We start from the raw sequence: 16542 nt of genomic DNA, 5'->3' as shown, positions 1-16542 counted from the left end.
GGCAGATAGGTCAGGTGGTTGTTGGCGACACCACGGTGATGCGCGCGTTCATCTTCGCCTTGCGGATCTCGCGCACCGCGGTCAGCGCACCGAAGCCGCTGCCGAGGATCATGATATGGGTCTTTGGGGTCGTTTGGGTCGTCATCGCGGTCGTCATGGAGCACCTGAGAAATTCTGGCCGATAGGCCTTGAAACCGATGGGGATCAGAGCCCGGCGCGCGCGCCCTGTCCTTAATCCACATCAAAGATATATTCAAAAAACATCATAAGTCCCTGCGGCAGGTTGGCCCCGGCCATCACAGCTACGTGCGCGGGCTGACACATTCGATCCGGGAGCGGACTTTTCCGCTCGCGATGAAAAAATCCGCCGAAAGCGCGTTTTTCCTCTTGCAGCCCCCGGCGGGATTTCATATCTCACGCCTCACCCGAAGGACGCGGGTGTAGCTCAGGGGTAGAGCGTTACCTTGCCAAGGTAAATGTCGTGAGTTCGAATCTCATCACCCGCTCCAACTTTCTCCGGTCACCCACCGGAGAGACATAACCGAGCCGATGTTACAGGCTGGAAAGAGAGCGGGTGTAGCTCAGGGGTAGAGCGTTACCTTGCCAAGGTAAATGTCGTGAGTTCGAATCTCATCACCCGCTCCAAACTCTCTTTTCACATACTGTCGGAAGAAACAGCATCGCCCAGCGATTGGGCAAGCTGCATCTGTACCACCAACGATATGGCAAAATCTGTGTTTTCCCGCATGGGGCGTTGACCGCAAAAACATTTCCCGGAAAAACTGATCCTGTTTCCGTTGCGTCAGCCGCGCGCGCCTTTCCAGGACACCCAGATGGCCCTCAAACATATCCGCTCACCCAAAGACAGCGCGCTTTATCCGATCCGCATCGAGGAAGTGCTGGTGCGGGAAGGGCAATGGGTGACGGCGGCCACCCCTGCGATGCGGCTCCTGACCGGGAACGGGCGCACGCTTCAGATCAACTGCGCGATCGAGGGCACGATTTCACGGCTCATGCCCACCGGCACGATTCTCAAGGCGCCCGAACCGGTGATCTCCATCGAGGAAGACGCTGCCGCCGAAGTGCCGCCGATCCCGCGCACGAAACGCGCCGGGGCCAAACCCACCGCCTCCGCCGAGCCGCCGAAAGCAAAACCGCAGGCCCGGCCAACCTCGACCCCGAACTCGCCACCGAGACCCGAGCCGAAACCGGAAACGCCCCCAAGCGCCCCCGACCGCCTCACCGGCGCATTCTCACGTCGCGGCCTGTCCGTGCTTGCCGTCACCCTCGTGATTGCCTCTGCCGGTTTTGTATTCAATCGCATCACAACGGCGAACGAAGACCTTGGCACCGACCAGACCACCCTCGCAAGCACACCCTCAAGCGCCCAGGCAACACCCGCCCCTGCGAAACCCGTCTTCCCCACGGCCGAGGACCGGAGCTGGCTGTCGGCCCCGCATCTCGACAGTGTGCAATATATCTCCGGCGGTTCCCTGACAAACGGCCGCGCACTCAATCTCGACGTGGACCGGGACGGCAAGGTGAAGATCGTCGGAGAGATGAACGGTCGTGCCTTCGTCACGACTTACGACCCGTCGACCAAGAAAGTGACCGGCACGAAAACAACCGACATAGATCCGACCTATGCCTTTGTCTTCGCAGATTTTTTCGGGATGGGCGACAGGGACCTCGTCGGCTTCACCCCGAAACGGAATTTCGAGATTTCCACCGATTGGCTGCCGACCACGACCCTGCTCTACTCCGCCGAGAAAGATCATCTCGGGCCGCAGGATGTACCCTATGACGATCTCCATATCTACAGCAGCGATCAGAACGGCGATTTCATGGTCATGCTGGGATATGACACAAAGGTCAGCGGCGCGCTCGAAGAGGCCATGGGCACACGATATCATGCCCTCACCTATATCCGTGGCGGTCAGGGAGATCGGCTTTACCTTCCCGAAGACGAAGCCAACAGCGCATTCAAGTATGTGCTGCGATACAATACGATCAGCGTCGATGCCATGAAGGATGGAAACGCCGCGCTCTTCCTGCTTGCCACCGGCAGCTATGGCAAAGACTTTTACGGCGAATACACGATCCGCAGGAGCCAGACAGGCAATGAGGTGGACAGCCGCTTCGAATATGCCAACGACTGGCTGATGGAAGAGTTTCCACCCCATGTGCCGCGCGAGTTCATCCGGGTGCCGGGAGGACTCGGCAGTACGATCGGCGGCGTGACACTCTCCGGCATGACGGTGGCGACGGATGACACGACCTATGCGGTCGCGGGCGTGATCAGCGGCGTCGACGCCAGGGGCGCCACCTATGAGACCCACCCCGGCCCGACGGCTTTTGTACGCATCGCCGATGTCGACGAAAATTACGCCGTGCGCATGCTGGCCCGCAACGACACCTACCGGGACGAAGGTCTGCGCGTTCAGGACATCGAAGGGCTGAGCGGCGGACGTTTCGCGGTGCTGCTGCGCGAGGATGACAACGCCGAACACCCGTTCGGTGCGCTGGTCATCCTCGACAGCCGGGCCAATGTGCTGGCCCGGGAGAATTACGACGGCATCTACCTCGAGAGCATGATCTACAGCGACGACACCTTGCATGCCGTGGGGTATCACGTCCGGGACGACGGCACGGAAGCCCCCCTCTACCGCAGCTACCGCCCCTGACACCCCACCGCCCCGTGGCAGCGATATTTTGCTTTGACATCAGAGCATAAGCGCTTTCGCCACTTGGCGAAGCGCAAGGCCGCATGCGGATCGCCTCGCACGTCTGTATACGAATGTATTCCATTAAGCTTATGAAAAATAAAGAATTTTTTCAAAAACAATGGGTGACAGACCGCCTTCCCCCCGCTACATGCACCGGCAGGGAGCCGGCAAAAGGTGAAAAGGCGATATATCTATGACACAGAAACTTCTCGTTCTCGGCGGCGGGTTTGGCGGGCTCTACGCGGCGCGCGAATTGCGCAAACGCTTCGGCGCGGAGGCGGAGATCCAACTGATCAGCGAAGAGAATTATTTCGTGTTCCAGCCGCTCCTGCCTGAGGTCGCCGCCGGTGCAATCATGGACATGCACGCCGTCACCTCGCTGCGCGAACTCCTGAAGGGCGTGCGGCTGCGCAAGGCGACGATCCATTCCGTCGATTTCGAGCGTCAGGTGGTCACCGTATTTCAGGGCGTGCAGCGCCGCCCGACCGAGATCGCCTATGACCACCTCGTCGTCGCCATGGGTTCGCGCATCGACCTGAGCCGGGTGCCCGGGCTCGAGGAACATGCGCTCAAGATGAAGACCCTGGAAGATGCCCGCCGCCTGCGCGCCCATATCATCGAGCGGCTCGAACATGCCGACGTCACCTTCCTGCCGGAGGTGAAACGCGAGGCGCTGACCTTCGTCGTGGTCGGCGCCGGGTTCTCGGGCATCGAAACCATCGGCGAGATGAAAGAACTGATCGACCGCTCGCTCAAATATTATCCCAATATCGACCCCAGCGAGGTGCGGGTGATCGCGGTGGAATTCGCTCCGCGCGCACTCAACGAACTGCCCGAAAGTCTTGCCGCCTATGCGGTCAAACAGCTCGAAAAACGCGGCGTCGAAATTCTGCTCAACACCGGTGTGGCCTCGGCGACCGGGCGACGTCTGGTGACCTCAGGCGGCGAGGTGATCCCGACCCGGACCATCGTCGCCACCATCGGCAACGCCCCCTCGCCCGTCGTGCTCGACATGAATCTGGAGCTGGCCCATGGCCGCGTGGCGGTGGAGCGCACGATGCAGGCCAAGGGACGCAAAAACGTCTGGTCGCTGGGCGATTGCGCGATGATCCCGATGAAGGACGATGCCACAGAGCGCGGCGACTTCGCCACACCGACGGCGCAATTCGCGGTGCGCGAGGCAGTACAGCTCGCCGCCAACATCCAGCGCGCAGTTGCGGGCAAACCGCTCAAACCGTTCAAATACAAGAGCCGCGGCGCGCTGGCTTCGCTCGGCGCGCGGCGCGGCGTGGCGGAGATTTTCGGCGTGAAACTTTCGGGCTACCCAGCCTGGCTTTTGTGGCGGATGTATTACCTGAGCTTCATGCCCGGCTTCGACACCAAGCTCAGGGTCTTCCTCAACTGGCTTCTGGACAGCATGCGCCCGCGTTCCGTCGTGGCGCTCAAGGCACCGCAGGAAACTGCCGCGCATTACGTGCATTACGCGGCGGGCGATCCGGTGTTCGAGAAGGGCAACCGCTCCGACGGGTTCTACACCGTGGTCGAAGGCCGTTTCGAGGTCTGCCTGCGCGATGACGACACTGGCGAGACGACCACCTACGAGGTCGGCCCCGGCGGGCATTTCGGCGAACGCATGCTGATGGGGGAAAGCACCCGTTTCGGCACAGTGCGGGCCTTGACCGATGGCAAGGTTCTGGTGCTCGGGCGCGACGAGTTCACCAAGCTCACTGGCACCTTCGGTGCGCTTGGCGTGTATTTCGAGGAGTACCTGAAAAGCACCTATGCGCTGAACTGGAAAGCGCCGCAAAGCGACAACAAGGTGGCCTGACACCCCTGTACGGGGCGACCTCAGAGGCCGCTCTGTGCCACACCGGCGGTGAGACTGGCAGGGGACATGTCGCGATGACGGAACATCGGCGGCACCTCCTCGCCCCGCAGGCAGGCGGATCGGATCTGGCAATTGCCGCAAAGCTGCGGCAGATCCTCGCTGAGCGCCTTGCAGCCCTTTTCCGGCCCCTCGGCGATGCCCTCGGCGATGGCGACAAGATCGTCGACCGGCGTCTGGCACCCGAGGACACAGCGCAGCGAGGACAGCCGCGCAAACATATCGTTGTGCAACTCCGGTTCGCGGGAGGTGATCAGCACCGAGGCGATCCCGGGCTGATGAAACTCCGCCATGAGTGCAACCCCCAGGCCGCCTTCCTCACGCACCAGAAGATCGAAGAGCAGGAGATCGAACGGTTCCTTGCGCACACGGTCCATGGCATCCTCGGCCGTGCGGCTACGCCGGACATCATGTCCGCGCCGACCAAAGGCGGTTTGCCATTTGGTCGAGCTTTCGATGTCTTCATGCCAGATCAGGACGCGCATGTGAGTCCCATTGTTGACGTTGCGATGGGTCCATATGAGGGCGTTATGCTTAACATATCCCTAATTTTTCCATGACAGTTTTCGACAGTTTTTCACCTTTCTCCAGAACGGCGGCGAAACGGTGCCTCCGCCGGATCAGAGCGCCCATTGGCAAACCCGCCCCGAGGCGCGTATAAGCGGCGTGAAGCGAGAAGAGGGACAGCCCATGCGCAAGGCTTTGATCAGCCGCAAGACTGCGGAAACCGAGATTACCGTCGAGATCGACCTCGACGGCACGGGCACATACGACAACCAGACGGGCGTGGGATTCTTCGACCATATGCTCGACCAATTGTCGCGCCACTCGCTGATCGACATGACCGTCCGCGCCAAGGGCGACACCCATATCGACGATCACCACACGGTCGAAGACACCGGCATCGCGCTGGGTCAGGCCTTGGTCAAGGCCGTGGGCGACAAGAAGGGCATCTACCGCTACGGCCACTTCGCGCTCGCCATGGACGACACGCAGGTGCAATGCGCGCTCGATCTCTCGGCGCGACCGTTTCTGGTGTGGAATCTCGACTTCCCGACCGACAAGATCGGCACGTTCGACACCGAGCTGGTGCGCGAATTCTTCCAAGCGCTCTCAACGAACGGCGGCATCACGCTGCATGTCGACAAACTGCACGGGATCAATTCCCACCACATCGCCGAGGCGGCGTTCAAATCGGTTGCCCGCGCGTTGCGCATGGCGCTTGAGATCGACCCGCGCATGGCCAACAGCCTGCCGTCGACCAAGGGCGCGCTTTGAGCGCGGAGGAAGACTGACATGCTGACAGCACTGGTCGATTACGACAGCGGCAATCTCCACTCCGCCCACAAGGCCTTCGAACGTATGGCGCGCGAGCGGGGCGAAGGCACCATCGTCGTCACCTCGGAACCCGATGTGGTCGCGAAAGCCGACCGCATCGTGTTGCCGGGCGACGGCGCGTTTCCGGCCTGCAAGAAACAGCTTTTCGATTACAGTGGCTTGTTCGAAGCGATCTCCGAGGCGGTGACCGAAAAAGGCCGTCCTTTCATGGGGATTTGCATCGGTATGCAGATGCTGGCGACCCGTGGCCTCGAGTATGAAGAAACCAAGGGTTTCGACTGGATCGGTGGCGAGGTGGTGAAGATCGAGCCCTCCGATCCGGCGCTAAAAGTGCCGCATATGGGCTGGAACAACCTGCATCTCGAAGGGGCGCACCCGGTGCTCGAGGGGATCGAAACCGGCGATCACGCCTATTTCGTCCACTCCTACCATTTCAAGGTGGCGGACCCGGCGCATCGTCTGGCCTATGTGAATTACGGCGAAGAGGTCACCGCCATCGTGGCGCGTGACAATATAATCGGCACGCAGTTCCACCCGGAGAAAAGCCAGCGGGCCGGTTTGCGCATCGTGTCGAACTTTCTCGGTTGGAAGCCGTAAAGGCCGCGTCCATACACCGACAAGAAGACAAAGGGGCCCGCTTGAGGCCCCTTTCACATTTTAAGTACCGGCGGTTACTGAACCCGTGTCCAGGTCTGGCCTTTGCAGATCGGCCCGACGCAGCCCTTCACGGTCAGCGTATTGCCCGAGAGCGTCATTTTCGAATTGTAGACCTTGCCGGTCGAGGGCTGCCAGATCTTGCCGTCCTTGTAGGCACCGCCGCCTTGCGGCGCCATGTCCCAGACGATGGGCTTTCCGATGTTCTCCGACTTGATCGGACCGTTGGCGTCAAAGGCCTTGGCGATGGTCCCGCAAATCTGCGCCCCGCAGGGTTTGATGGCGATATAGGCGTAATGGCCGTCATCCACCTGTGTCTGCCATGTGCCCTCAACCGGGTCGGCGGCAAAGGCCGGGGTCGCAAGCGCGAGCGCGGTCACAGCCGCAGTCATAAATCGTTTCATAGTGTATCCTCCCTAGATGCCCGCATCCTGAGCCGGGTGCGGGTTTCCTGGCAAGATTAACGCAGCGGCACATCGCGCCAAAGCGGGTTTTGCAATTCCCGCGCAATCATGCCAAAGGGAGCGCAACAGTGTCACGACAGGAGCACCCCATGATCCTCTACCCCGCCATCGACCTGAAAGACGGCCATGCCGTGCGCCTCTACAAGGGCGAAATGGAGAAAGCCACCGTGTTCAACGAGAACCCGGCGGCGCAGGCGCTGGAGTTCGTTGCGGCGGGCTGTGAGTGGCTGCACCTTGTCGATCTGAACGGCGCTTTCGCGGGCGAGCCGGTGAACGCGGCCCCCGTCGAGGAGATTCTCAAACAGTGCAAGGTCCCGGCCCAGCTTGGCGGCGGCATTCGCGACATGGCGACGATCGAGATGTGGCTCTCGAAAGGGCTTGAGCGCGTCATCCTTGGCACGGTCGCCGTCGAAAACCCCGATCTGGTGCGCGAAGCGGCGCGGGCTTTCCCCGGTCACGTCGCCGTCGGCATCGACGCGCGCAAAGGCATGGTCGCGACCAAGGGCTGGGCCGAAGAGACCAATGTGAACGCCACGGATCTGGCGAAGAGTTTCGAAGACGCGGGTGTTTCGGCGATCATCTACACCGACATCAACCGCGACGGCGCCATGCAGGGGCCGAACATTGAGGAAACCGCAGCACTCGCCAATGCCGTGTCGATCCCGGTGATTGCCTCGGGCGGCGTGTCCTCGATAGCCGATCTGGAAAACCTCAAATCCTGCGGCGCGCCTTTGAATGGCGCGATCTCGGGGCGGGCGTTGTACGATGGGGCGATTGATTTGAAAGAGGCGCTCAAGGTGATGAAGGCGTGAAGCGGATCGTGAGCAAACGCGCTGCACTCAAGACCCTGAACGACGCTCTCTCCGTCGAACAAAAAGCCAGCTGCGCGTTCGCCCTGCGCGATTACAAGCTCACGGTTTCCAAAGGCATTCCCGGCATTGAGGATGCCCTTGGAGAGAAATTTGATACCGCCATTCACAAAGCGCAGGATGAAAACGATCGGCAAGGCATTCTGAGAATGGCACTCAAAGAATTGTATGAGGACGCAATTTATTTGGCTGGCACTCAGGAAAACGCAGAGTTTCAAAGGTTTTTGCAAACCCATCTGCCTTCACATGTTTATGAAGAGCTCAAAGTCGCGATTGCAGCTTGTTCTGCCCCAGAGGCTTAAAGCCAAAACATCCTCTCCCTGCGTCAAGCTGTCCCTTCCCTTGCGCCATGGTTCGCCGTTAAGTGAACACGTTTAACATGGCGTAAAGAGTTCCGATGGCACAGGTTCAGCATACCCCCCTTCCCGCCACCTCCCGGCTCTGGTCCAAGGTCCTGCCCGGCGATTTCATCGACGGCTACGCCGTCAAAAGTGCGCTGTCCCCGCGAGAGGCGGCCAATATCGGCTTGACCATGCCCGGCTGGGCCGATGCGCTCTTAAACCTGCGCAATCGGATCGTGAAGCCTCTCGGCCTGAAAACGGAGACCGCAGACAGCGGCGAGGGCGCGATTTTTCCGGTGGAATACGAGGGACAGGACGAGCTGATCCTCGGCACCGACGACCGGCACTTGAATTTCCGCATCTGCATCAGGCAGGAGGCAGGCCACATTCATATGGCAACCTGGGTGCATCGCAACAATGCGCTGGGGCGGGCCTATCTGATGATCGTCAAACCGTTTCACGTGTTGATCGTGCGGGACGCCATGCGCCGGATCGCCCGCGCCGCATGAAACCCGCTCTTTCGATCTTTATCCTTTTCTGGGCTTTCCCCATCCTGCAAGCGCTGGTCGCCTGGGTGATCAGCCTTGTGACGGGCTGCGGTCTCGTCAGCAGCATCTTCGAACCCCTATCTTGCAAAATCGGCGGGAAAGAATGGGGGCTAGCCCTTTATTTCAGCTTCGCCCCAGCGGTTTTCACGCTGCTGCTGAGCCCGCTTGCCCTGATTGCCGTCTTGTTGCGCCTCTGGCTTGGCCGCCGCACACGCCACACAGCGTCCAAATGATTGCATCGCGCGCGCCGGCGCAGTAAGCCAAGACCGACACTGGCGAAAGGCGCGTGACCCATGCTCAAGACCCGCATCATCCCCTGCCTCGACGTGGCCGATGGCCGTGTGGTCAAAGGCGTGAATTTCGTGGACCTGATCGACGCGGGCGATCCGGTTGAGAGCGCGCGGGCCTATGATGCGGCGGGCGCGGACGAGCTCTGCTTCCTCGACATCCACGCCACGCATGAAAACCGTGGCACGATGTACGATCTGGCGACCCGCACCGCAGAACAGTGTTTCATGCCGCTGACCATCGGCGGCGGTGTGCGCACCACCGAAGACGTGCGCAATTTGCTATTGGCCGGTGCGGACAAAGTGTCGTTCAACTCCGCTGCCGTGGCCGATCCGGACGTGATTGCGCGCGCCGCCGATCACTTCGGCAGCCAGTGCATCGTCTGCGCCATCGACGCCAAAACCATCGAATGGGACGCTGAAGGCAATCCGACGAAATGGGCGATCTTCACCCATGGCGGGCGCAAAGCCGCCCTCGACAAGGATGGCCATCCGATTGATGCCGTCGAATTCGCCAAGCTCATTGAAAGCAAGGGCGCAGGCGAGATCCTGTTGACCTCGATGGACCGCGACGGCACCCGCGCAGGCTTTAACATCGCCATGACCCGCACCATCGCGGACACCGTGAACATCCCGGTCATCGCCTCGGGCGGGGTCGGCAATCTCGACCACCTCGTCGAAGGCGTCACCGAAGGCCACGCCAGCGCCGTTCTGGCCGCTTCTATTTTCCATTTCGGGGATTACACGATCCAGGAGGCCAAGGAGTATATGGCCTCCAAGGGCATCCCTATGCGCCTCAACTAACAAGCGTCTCAATTAAGGAGCCGGTCATGTCCGTTCTGCACGATCTCGAACAGGTCATCATCTCCCGCAAATCCGCCGATCCGGAAAGCTCCTGGACCGCGAAGCTCTTTGCCAAGGGGCCGCAGAAATGCGCTGAAAAGTTCGGCGAAGAAGCCATCGAAGCGATTATTGCCGCCGCCATCGACGACAAGGAAAACCTGACCTACGAGGCCGCCGATGTGCTCTATCACATGTTGGTCATGCTGGCCGCGCGCGATATCGCACTCGATGACGTGCTGAGCGAACTGGCCCGCCGTCAGGGACTTTCGGGGATCGCGGAAAAGGCCGCGCGCACCCCCTAAATTTAGAGAGCATTATGGCCCTTCAATTTTCAGCACAGCTTTCAGATTTCAACGTTCAAAAAGGTCTTTCAGACCTCACGAGGAAACGAACACCCTGGTTTTACAGGCACAGGCTGATCCTCATGATCGGCGCGATTTTCATGCTTTACGCATTGAACATCGCACTGCCGACCCCAGTCCCGCAGTGGGCCATGCTATTATTCCCACTCTTCATTATTGGTATTCTTCTTCTGTTTGTCTGGCTTACTCTGAGATGGAGACGCAACCTTTTCACCGGCTTTCAAAATGCGAAACTGCGCACAGTCGAAACACGGTTTTCGATTTCTGAAAGCGGCTACGAGGAAGAAAGCTCCTTGCATCAATTTAAACTGGCTTGGGGGGCTTTCATTGCGGCGGAAGAAACCAGTCAAGGTCTGGCACTGTTGATTGCCGAAGGTGAGTTCTACTTTATCCCGAATTCAGCCTTTGAAAGCGCCGAAGACCTCGGAAATGCCTGCTCGACAGCACGCGCTTTCATTGCAAAAAGCGTGAAATAGAAGCGCCGCCGCTGCAGCATCGGCTTTTTCTGATGGACTAAATACTCAAATTCCGGCTCAAAGCCCCAGCCTCGGGATTTCAATTGCCGGACAGCGATCCATCACCACCTCCGCGCCTTGGGCATGGGCCAGAGCGGCAGCCTTGTCATTTGCGATGCCGAGTTGCATCCAAACGTATTTCAACCCGGTGAGATGCTTCAAGGCCTCCTCGACCACATTCATCACCTCTTCGGAGCGACGGAAGATGTCGACCATATCGACTGGCTCGTCGATCTCCGACAGAGACGCCACGACTGTCTGGCCGAACAATTCCTTACCCGCCTGCCCCGGATTGACAGGAATCACCTTGTAGCCCCGCTTGGCGAGGAATTCCCCCACCTGATGCGACGGACGCTCAGGCCGGGGCGACGCGCCGACGAGGGCGATCACTTTCGTGTCTCCGAGGATGCGGGCGATATCGGTGTCGGTCAGTCGGTCAACATGTTGCATGATGAGGATAGTAGCGCGTTCTGAAAAAGAAAAAAGCCCCCTCGGCAGGCCTTTGCCACAGACCGCCCCTGAACGAATGCGGATGAAAAAAGCCCGGGCTCTGGACGACAGAAGACCCGGGCATAGGTATGGAACGAGGGACAGTGAGAACAACGCGCGTGTTCCAAGTTGCGCGTCTCACCACATGAGATAGGTGGTCGTTCTCGATATGGAAGAGCGTGTAAGAAAAACGTGAACACGGAGTGAACACCGCCTGCGTTTCCGCTGTTTTTTTTCGCCCAGCTCTCAGCCCCGCATCGAGGCCGCATAAAGCGCAACGGCGGCAGCATTCGACACGTTGAGCGAGCCGAAATCCCGCGCGAAGGGGATTTTCACCAGCCCGTCCACGGTTTCCCTGGTCTTCTGACGCAGCCCCGGCCCCTCGGCCCCCATCACAAGCGCCACTGGACGCCCCTTGAGATCGCCCAGTGCCTGACCGATCGTCACCTCCGCCTCGCCATCGAGGCCGAGACAGGCAAAGCCCAGCTCCTGAAGTTTGAGAATCGTCTCCGAGAGGTTGCGCACCCGCAGATAGGGTTGACGCTCCAGCGCGCCGGAGGCGGTTTTCGCCAAGGCGCCGGTTTCGGGCGCGGCATGGCGCGCGGTCGCAATCACGGCTTCGGCGCCGAACACCTCGGCGGAGCGCAGAATCGCGCCCACGTTATGCGGGTCGGTCACCTGATCGAGCAAAACCACCGTCGGCGCGCCCTCGCCTGCCGCCAGACAGACCTCCTCGACCGAGCCCCAGCTCAGCGGCTTCACCTCAAGCAGAGCGCCTTGGTGCACGGAGGCCGGATCGACCGGCACACCATGGTTGCGCGGATCGTGGAATTTGCGCGGGTCAATCTCTTCGGGCGTGATGCCACAGGCGGCAATTTCCGCCTCAAGTTTGGCCATCGCATTCTTCGTCACCAAAAGCCGAAGCTTCTCCCGCGCCGGGTTCGCAAGCGCATCGCGCACCGCATGCAGGCCGAAAAGCCAGACGGTTTCCTGCGCGGCCTTGCGCTTGGCTTGCTCTTTCTCGACGACCCACTTGGGTTTTTTCATGGCTTTGGTGTCCCGCTTTTTATGGCTGGCCCTTCTTGGCGCAGGCAATCTCCAAGAACAAGCAATTTTCCTGTTGACGCCCCCCGGTCACACTTGTATCCACCGCCCACACAACGCGAAACGGTCGGTGAGTGATTGCGGATCGAGCGTGAAAGTGGGCGACGGGCTGCAAGGTGCGGCAGCGGACTGTAACTCCGCCGAGGAGACTCATGCCTGGTTCGATTCCAGGGTCGCCCACCACTTCTCCCCCTCCGATTTCTTTTTCGAAGCGGTCACATGATCCGCAATGGCGACGAGCCATTTCAGGCGCGGCTTTCCCTGTATGTCCTTCGCATTTTATCTCTGTCCTCAAGCCAATCTTCACGCCTTGCTGCCACACTCCACCAAAATCCCCGGTTGCGGAGTGCTGCATCGTGTCTGCCCCCTCGTCTTCTCTGTCTCACCCTCTGCCTGCCGACGCCCTGAGTGCGCTTGTAACCGACACCCTGGCCCGCGCGCCGCTGCAAAGCCATCGCGGGCGGGTGCAGACCATCGGCGCCCTGCAGGCACGGATCGCACGTGAAGGCGTGTCGGGACTGAGCACGCAGGAGGCGCGGCTCGAACTCGACAAGCTGATCTCGCGCAGGTTGCTGTTGCTGGGGGTGCCCTGCGATCTTCCGATTCTGGCGATACCGCAGGCTTCGAACGAGGAAGAAAAAGACGCCCCGCTCCGGGCGACACCGGAGCCGCAATTCGCCGCATGGGATCACGACCTGGCCGAAGAGCGGGCGACGGATTTCGCGGAGCTGCCTGTAATCTTCACCCGGGCCCCCGGCCTCAGAGGCTGGTTCAAACGCTTCCGCTCACAACCGAAGCCCCCCGGCAAAGTCGGCAAGGCCCGCGGACCATCTGGACCCGTCACCCATCTCAGCCGCACGGTCGAGACCGCCACGGGGACGCTCGATTACTACGCCGCCTGGCGCTATGACCCGGCCTGCCACCTGATGGTGCGTCTGGCCTGCGACGGACGGCGGCGGTTCCTGTTCGGAACCCGTTGTGACAGTTTTGCTCATGCGTTTGAGCATCTCGGGGCCACGCTCGCGCGCCGCGGCATGGCCCTCCGGCTCAAGGGCTTGTCCCCCGGCGCAACCTGGGCCGACAGCGCGCCGGAGTGCGAAACGCTGCATCTGCCGGACGGGCGGCTGGTCCATGCGCTGTCTCTCGACACCGAACCTGATCCAGCGGAAACCATGATGGAGAATCCCGTGACAGTCGCCCCGCAAGAGGCTTGAAATCCCATCGGAAACCCTCAGACTGCCTGTAACGTCACAGGAAAGGAACGGGCATGGATCTGCGCAGCATGGAAATTCGCTACGATGGCCGCAAGGGCGACATCGGCGGCCCATTCATCGGCACCCTGCACTGGGACGCCGAGCTTGAGGGCCCACGTCCCGGCGTGCTCGTCGCCCCGGCCTTTCGCGGTCGGGCGCAGTTCGAGGAACAGCGTGCGCAGGAGCTGGCAGCCTTGGGGTATATCGGGTTCGCCATCGACTATTACGGTCAGGGCTGGAGCACCACCGACCCGACGGAGGCCCATGCCGCCAAAGCGCGTCTGGATGCGGACCGCGCCACATTGGCCGCGCGCATGGTGGCCGCGTTCGAGGCGCTGAAAGCACAAGATCTGGTGGATGCCGAACGCACCGCCGCGATCGGATATTGTTTCGGCGGCAAGGCCGTGCTCGATCTGGCCCGCGAGGGCGTCGACATCGGCGGCGTCGCGACCTTTCACGGCATTCTCGACCGGGCAGAGACTGCGCCGGAGATGAAAATCATCGCCGATGTGCTGGTGATGCATGGCTGGGACGACCCGCTCGCCAAGCCCGAAAGCGTTCTGGCATTCGGTCGCGAAATGACGGAACGCGGTGCGAAATGGCAGCTCCACGCCTATGGCAACACCGGACACGCCTTTACCAACCCGGCAGCCAAACCCGGCGCGCAGCCGGGCTTCGGGTTCGACGTCAAAGCAACGGCGCGAAGCTGGCGCGCGCTGGTGGATTTTCTGGCGGAAGTGTTGCGGTGAAGGTGAATATGAATGGAATGCACTTTGTAAAGGTTTTCAAAACAATATGATGCAATCATCGGTGTGTTCATAGCCGAACCATTTCCACGTAGGAGAACCCTCCTCCGTCAAGGTGACATTCTTTTTCAGAGATCGACCGAGTTCGACCATAAACGCCATCAAGGCCTTCACCTCAAGCGGCGAGGTCACCTCCCGCAGATCAACATCGAGCTCAATCTCGTCCTCTACGAAGAAATGACAATTCACGCCCACCTTCCCTGGGGAAAAGGACAGCAAGAGTGCAGCCGCACCAAATTGTCCGGGCAAACCCTCCACCCGATCAGGTAGCACAGCAGCCTCTCCTTCTCTGTAAAAGACAGGATTATACCGCGCCACAATCTGCATGAATTTTGACCAATCCCAAGCCGTCGTTTCATGCACATAGATATCCCGGAGAGATCCGTCGACATGGAAGGCTCTCTGCCAATTATGTAAATTCAACGTCTGCTCGAACACCTTTAGGCTCCGGAAAAATCTGTCTTCACTGAATCTCAACCGCCTTGCGCTCGTAATGCGCCTGTTCCGCCATGCCGTCATCGAAAATCACGTTGAGATCGACCGTGTCGACCGTGCCCGGCGGAAAGCTCACCAGTATCGCGTCAAGCGTTTCCGCCTTGAGCGCATTGGGCTGAGCCGTGTCGAGGTAACAAGGCTCCATCGCAAAAGGCACCATTTCGGCGCCGTTCACCGAATAGAAAATCTCGGTCAGTCCACAGCGCCAGCTCAGGAGGTTGGTGAAATACAAAAGGTCATGGCCGTCATAGTTGCGCAGGGCGATCCATTGCGGCTTGGTCGCCTGCAGGATCGGCCGGACTTCGGCGGCGGTGGTGAAATTCTCGGCCTTAGCGCCCTGCGCCAGCGCGCTAAGGCTCAAAACACCGGCAATCGCAGCTTTCATCGGCGTCATCCTCGGCAACATGGAAACAATCCTTTTACTTCGAGGGAATTAGCACCTTTTGATCAATAGTGATCCACCCTATAGTCGGCCAAGATGTTCCTACGTGCTGTCCCGATCAGAGTTCTTTCATGACCAGTAAGCCCCAAAATCCCGCTCCGTTCAACGTTGTCGTCATCGGTCAGGACGGGCGGCTGATGTATGAGGCGCTGCTGTTCGCGGCCTCGCTCCGGGCCTCCGACCCGGAGTTCAAAGGCAAGCTTTTCATCGCCGAACCGCAACCCGGCGAGAAATGGTCGGACGATCCACGGATGAAACAAGCCGATCTTCTGGAGGCGTTCAAGCGGCTGGATGCGGAGATCCTGCCGTTCGAGAGCCGGCATTTTGGCCAAAGCTATCCCTATGGCAACAAGATCGAGGCCCTTCTGGCCCTGCCCGAAGGCGAGCCCTTCGTGTTCTTCGACAGCGACACGCTGATCACCGGGCCGCTTTCGTCGGTGCCCTTCGATTTCTCGCGCCCCTGCGCCTCGCTCAAAGTCGAAGGAACGTGGCCACAGATCGAACTGTACGGGCCGGGCTACACGGAGATCTGGAAATCGCTCTATGACCGCTTCGGCCTCGACTTCGAAAGCACGCTCGATCTCTCCCAGCCGGACGAATACTGGAAGCGCTATCTTTATTTCAACGCCGGCTTCTTTTTCTATGAATGCCCGCGCACATTCGGCCAGCGCTTCCTCGACTATGCCCTCGAAATCCGCAACAACCCGCCCGAGGCCGCGAGCCTTCAGGTCTTCGATCCCTGGCTCGATCAGGTCGCCCTGCCGCTGGTGATCCATTCCTTTGGCGGTGCGCGCCGGACCATTCCCGAGGACACGCTCGATGACGCGATTTCTTGCCACTACCGCACCTTCCCGCTCCTGTTCGCCCGCGAAGACGACCGTGTGGTCGAGGTGCTGCGCGAGGTGACACATCCCAACTGGATCAAGAAGGTGCTCAAGGAATACGAACCGATCAAGCGCCTCGTCTATCAGCCGAAAGGCGAGAAAATCCGCGCCATGTTCGACCGCGACAACCTGCCCCGGCGCGAACAGATGATCCGCAACCAGATCAAGAAAGCCGGGTTGTGGATGCGCTAAGCCCGCCTGCTGCCTAACGAAGCTGCCGCGCCCCGAAACAGGTGT

At 60.2% G+C, this 16542-nt stretch carries 22 protein-coding genes and 3 tRNA genes; 17 read left to right on the top strand and 8 right to left on the bottom strand.

Features of this window, described 5'->3' with window-relative positions; genetic code table 11:
* Positions 1–10: 10 nt before the first annotated feature.
* Together CEW89_RS21425 and CEW89_RS19800 are read right to left on the bottom strand one after the other, a co-directional pair.
* Positions 11–145, bottom strand: coding sequence for a hypothetical protein (locus tag CEW89_RS21425; RefSeq protein WP_280522623.1), 135 nt, complete (start codon positions 143–145; stop codon positions 11–13).
* 86 nt (positions 146–231) lie between these two features.
* A complete protein-coding gene (locus tag CEW89_RS19800; RefSeq protein ID WP_096807066.1) occupies positions 232–411 on the bottom strand; it encodes a hypothetical protein in 180 nt (59 codons plus the stop codon).
* A gap of 23 nt (positions 412–434) precedes the next feature.
* Here CEW89_RS19800 and CEW89_RS19795 point away from each other — a divergent pair.
* The 4 genes from CEW89_RS19795 to CEW89_RS19780 all read left to right on the top strand — a co-directional run bounded on the left by CEW89_RS19795 (position 435) and on the right by CEW89_RS19780 (position 4554).
* A tRNA-Gly gene (locus CEW89_RS19795) sits at positions 435–509 on the top strand.
* Between the two features lie 61 nt (positions 510–570).
* Positions 571–645 (top strand) — tRNA-Gly (locus CEW89_RS19790).
* Between the two features lie 188 nt (positions 646–833).
* The gene (locus CEW89_RS19785) at positions 834–2684 is read left to right on the top strand and encodes a hypothetical protein (protein ID WP_096807065.1); all 1851 of its coding nucleotides are present in this window, start codon (positions 834–836) and stop codon (positions 2682–2684) included.
* A 235-nt stretch (positions 2685–2919) separates the two neighbouring features.
* A complete protein-coding gene (locus tag CEW89_RS19780; RefSeq protein WP_096807064.1) occupies positions 2920–4554 on the top strand; it encodes an FAD-dependent oxidoreductase in 1635 nt (544 codons plus the stop codon).
* A 20-nt stretch (positions 4555–4574) separates the two neighbouring features.
* Here the strand turns inward: CEW89_RS19780 and CEW89_RS19775 are convergent, their stop codons facing one another.
* On the bottom strand, positions 4575–5096 hold the full coding sequence (locus CEW89_RS19775; RefSeq protein WP_096807063.1) for a hypothetical protein: 522 nt from the start codon (positions 5094–5096) through the stop codon (positions 4575–4577).
* Between the two features lie 205 nt (positions 5097–5301).
* On the opposite strand from CEW89_RS19775, the gene hisB reads away from it, so the two are divergent.
* On the top strand, positions 5302–5889 hold the full coding sequence (gene hisB / locus CEW89_RS19770; RefSeq protein WP_096807062.1) for an imidazoleglycerol-phosphate dehydratase HisB: 588 nt from the start codon (positions 5302–5304) through the stop codon (positions 5887–5889).
* An 18-nt stretch (positions 5890–5907) separates the two neighbouring features.
* Positions 5908–6546 (top strand): imidazole glycerol phosphate synthase subunit HisH, encoded by a 639-nt coding sequence (gene hisH / locus CEW89_RS19765; RefSeq protein ID WP_096807061.1) that lies wholly within the window; start codon positions 5908–5910, stop codon positions 6544–6546.
* A gap of 74 nt (positions 6547–6620) precedes the next feature.
* On the opposite strand, the gene CEW89_RS19760 is transcribed toward hisH, so the two are convergent.
* Positions 6621–7007, bottom strand: coding sequence for a DUF2147 domain-containing protein (locus CEW89_RS19760; RefSeq protein WP_066705591.1), 387 nt, complete (start codon positions 7005–7007; stop codon positions 6621–6623).
* Between the two features lie 149 nt (positions 7008–7156).
* On the opposite strand from CEW89_RS19760, the gene hisA reads away from it, so the two are divergent.
* The 7 genes from hisA to CEW89_RS19725 all read left to right on the top strand — a co-directional run bounded on the left by hisA (position 7157) and on the right by CEW89_RS19725 (position 10793).
* Positions 7157–7879 (top strand): 1-(5-phosphoribosyl)-5-[(5-phosphoribosylamino)methylideneamino]imidazole-4-carboxamide isomerase, encoded by a 723-nt coding sequence (gene hisA, locus CEW89_RS19755; protein WP_096807060.1) that lies wholly within the window; start codon positions 7157–7159, stop codon positions 7877–7879.
* Positions 7876–8238 carry a hypothetical protein gene (locus CEW89_RS19750; protein ID WP_096807059.1) on the top strand — a complete coding sequence of 121 codons (363 nt, stop codon included), beginning with the start codon at positions 7876–7878 and terminating at the stop codon, positions 8236–8238. The genes hisA and CEW89_RS19750 overlap by 4 nt, the downstream gene beginning before the upstream one ends.
* A gap of 95 nt (positions 8239–8333) precedes the next feature.
* Positions 8334–8786, top strand: a complete 453-nt coding sequence (locus CEW89_RS19745) for a DUF2867 domain-containing protein (protein ID WP_096807058.1) — start codon at positions 8334–8336, stop codon at positions 8784–8786.
* Positions 8783–9058, top strand: a complete 276-nt coding sequence (locus tag CEW89_RS19740; protein WP_096807057.1) for a hypothetical protein — start codon at positions 8783–8785, stop codon at positions 9056–9058. The genes CEW89_RS19745 and CEW89_RS19740 overlap by 4 nt, the downstream gene beginning before the upstream one ends.
* Before the next feature lie 60 nt (positions 9059–9118).
* On the top strand, positions 9119–9916 hold the full coding sequence (hisF, locus tag CEW89_RS19735; RefSeq protein ID WP_096807056.1) for an imidazole glycerol phosphate synthase subunit HisF: 798 nt from the start codon (positions 9119–9121) through the stop codon (positions 9914–9916).
* A gap of 26 nt (positions 9917–9942) precedes the next feature.
* Positions 9943–10257 carry a phosphoribosyl-ATP diphosphatase gene (locus tag CEW89_RS19730; RefSeq protein ID WP_096807055.1) on the top strand — a complete coding sequence of 105 codons (315 nt, stop codon included), beginning with the start codon at positions 9943–9945 and terminating at the stop codon, positions 10255–10257.
* Positions 10258–10271: 14 nt separating this feature from the next.
* Positions 10272–10793, top strand: a complete 522-nt coding sequence (locus tag CEW89_RS19725; protein WP_157779933.1) for a YcxB family protein — start codon at positions 10272–10274, stop codon at positions 10791–10793.
* Between the two features lie 57 nt (positions 10794–10850).
* On the opposite strand, the gene CEW89_RS19720 is transcribed toward CEW89_RS19725, so the two are convergent.
* Together CEW89_RS19720 and rlmB are read right to left on the bottom strand one after the other, a co-directional pair.
* Complete coding sequence (locus CEW89_RS19720) at positions 10851–11282, bottom strand: CoA-binding protein (RefSeq protein WP_096807053.1); 432 nt, start codon at positions 11280–11282, stop codon at positions 10851–10853.
* Between the two features lie 285 nt (positions 11283–11567).
* A complete protein-coding gene (rlmB, locus tag CEW89_RS19715; protein ID WP_096807052.1) occupies positions 11568–12368 on the bottom strand; it encodes a 23S rRNA (guanosine(2251)-2'-O)-methyltransferase RlmB in 801 nt (266 codons plus the stop codon).
* A gap of 156 nt (positions 12369–12524) precedes the next feature.
* Here rlmB and CEW89_RS20970 point away from each other — a divergent pair.
* The 3 genes from CEW89_RS20970 (at position 12525) to CEW89_RS19700 (ending at position 14427) form a co-directional block, all read left to right on the top strand.
* Positions 12525–12608: transfer RNA gene (locus CEW89_RS20970), tRNA-Tyr, on the top strand.
* 173 nt (positions 12609–12781) lie between these two features.
* Entirely contained in the window at positions 12782–13639 is an 858-nt protein-coding gene (locus CEW89_RS19705; RefSeq protein ID WP_096807050.1) for a hypothetical protein, read from the top strand.
* Positions 13640–13692: 53 nt separating this feature from the next.
* On the top strand, positions 13693–14427 hold the full coding sequence (locus CEW89_RS19700) for a dienelactone hydrolase family protein (protein WP_244906111.1): 735 nt from the start codon (positions 13693–13695) through the stop codon (positions 14425–14427).
* A 36-nt stretch (positions 14428–14463) separates the two neighbouring features.
* On the opposite strand, the gene CEW89_RS19695 is transcribed toward CEW89_RS19700, so the two are convergent.
* On the bottom strand, positions 14464–14922 hold the full coding sequence (locus CEW89_RS19695) for a hypothetical protein (protein WP_096807049.1): 459 nt from the start codon (positions 14920–14922) through the stop codon (positions 14464–14466).
* Between the two features lie 25 nt (positions 14923–14947).
* Positions 14948–15385, bottom strand: a complete 438-nt coding sequence (locus CEW89_RS19690) for a hypothetical protein (RefSeq protein ID WP_244906110.1) — start codon at positions 15383–15385, stop codon at positions 14948–14950.
* A 107-nt stretch (positions 15386–15492) separates the two neighbouring features.
* Here CEW89_RS19690 and CEW89_RS19685 point away from each other — a divergent pair, with 107 nt between their 5' ends.
* Positions 15493–16497: a hypothetical protein gene (locus CEW89_RS19685; protein WP_096807048.1), complete on the top strand. Its 1005-nt coding sequence runs from the start codon at positions 15493–15495 to the stop codon at positions 16495–16497.
* The last annotated feature ends 45 nt before the right edge of the window (positions 16498–16542 follow it).

Origin of the sequence: Celeribacter ethanolicus (genome assembly GCF_002407265.1) — a bacterium.
GTDB classification, from domain to species: domain Bacteria; phylum Pseudomonadota; class Alphaproteobacteria; order Rhodobacterales; family Rhodobacteraceae; genus Celeribacter; species Celeribacter ethanolicus.
Note: the sequence above shows the minus strand (reverse complement) of the source record. Positions and strands in the feature narration are given on the sequence as shown.

Coding starts and splice junctions, on each gene's coding strand:
- hisH (WP_096807061.1), top strand. CDS start 5,908: ATGCTGACAGCACTGGTCGATTACGACAGCGGCAATCTCCACTCCGCC.
- hisF (WP_096807056.1), top strand. CDS start 9,119: ATGCTCAAGACCCGCATCATCCCCTGCCTCGACGTGGCCGATGGCCGT.
- CEW89_RS19725 (WP_157779933.1), top strand. CDS start 10,272: ATGGCCCTTCAATTTTCAGCACAGCTTTCAGATTTCAACGTTCAAAAA.
- hisB (WP_096807062.1), top strand. CDS start 5,302: ATGCGCAAGGCTTTGATCAGCCGCAAGACTGCGGAAACCGAGATTACC.
- CEW89_RS19745 (WP_096807058.1), top strand. CDS start 8,334: ATGGCACAGGTTCAGCATACCCCCCTTCCCGCCACCTCCCGGCTCTGG.
- CEW89_RS19775 (WP_096807063.1), bottom strand. CDS start 5,096: ATGCGCGTCCTGATCTGGCATGAAGACATCGAAAGCTCGACCAAATGG.
- hisA (WP_096807060.1), top strand. CDS start 7,157: ATGATCCTCTACCCCGCCATCGACCTGAAAGACGGCCATGCCGTGCGC.
- CEW89_RS19685 (WP_096807048.1), top strand. CDS start 15,493: ATGACCAGTAAGCCCCAAAATCCCGCTCCGTTCAACGTTGTCGTCATC.
- CEW89_RS19785 (WP_096807065.1), top strand. CDS start 834: ATGGCCCTCAAACATATCCGCTCACCCAAAGACAGCGCGCTTTATCCG.
- CEW89_RS19780 (WP_096807064.1), top strand. CDS start 2,920: ATGACACAGAAACTTCTCGTTCTCGGCGGCGGGTTTGGCGGGCTCTAC.
- CEW89_RS19690 (WP_244906110.1), bottom strand. CDS start 15,385: ATGTTGCCGAGGATGACGCCGATGAAAGCTGCGATTGCCGGTGTTTTG.
- CEW89_RS19720 (WP_096807053.1), bottom strand. CDS start 11,282: ATGCAACATGTTGACCGACTGACCGACACCGATATCGCCCGCATCCTC.
- CEW89_RS19760 (WP_066705591.1), bottom strand. CDS start 7,007: ATGAAACGATTTATGACTGCGGCTGTGACCGCGCTCGCGCTTGCGACC.
- rlmB (WP_096807052.1), bottom strand. CDS start 12,368: ATGAAAAAACCCAAGTGGGTCGTCGAGAAAGAGCAAGCCAAGCGCAAG.
- CEW89_RS19740 (WP_096807057.1), top strand. CDS start 8,783: ATGAAACCCGCTCTTTCGATCTTTATCCTTTTCTGGGCTTTCCCCATC.
- CEW89_RS19700 (WP_244906111.1), top strand. CDS start 13,693: ATGGATCTGCGCAGCATGGAAATTCGCTACGATGGCCGCAAGGGCGAC.
- CEW89_RS19730 (WP_096807055.1), top strand. CDS start 9,943: ATGTCCGTTCTGCACGATCTCGAACAGGTCATCATCTCCCGCAAATCC.
- CEW89_RS19800 (WP_096807066.1), bottom strand. CDS start 411: ATGAAATCCCGCCGGGGGCTGCAAGAGGAAAAACGCGCTTTCGGCGGA.
- CEW89_RS21425 (WP_280522623.1), bottom strand. CDS start 145: ATGACGACCCAAACGACCCCAAAGACCCATATCATGATCCTCGGCAGC.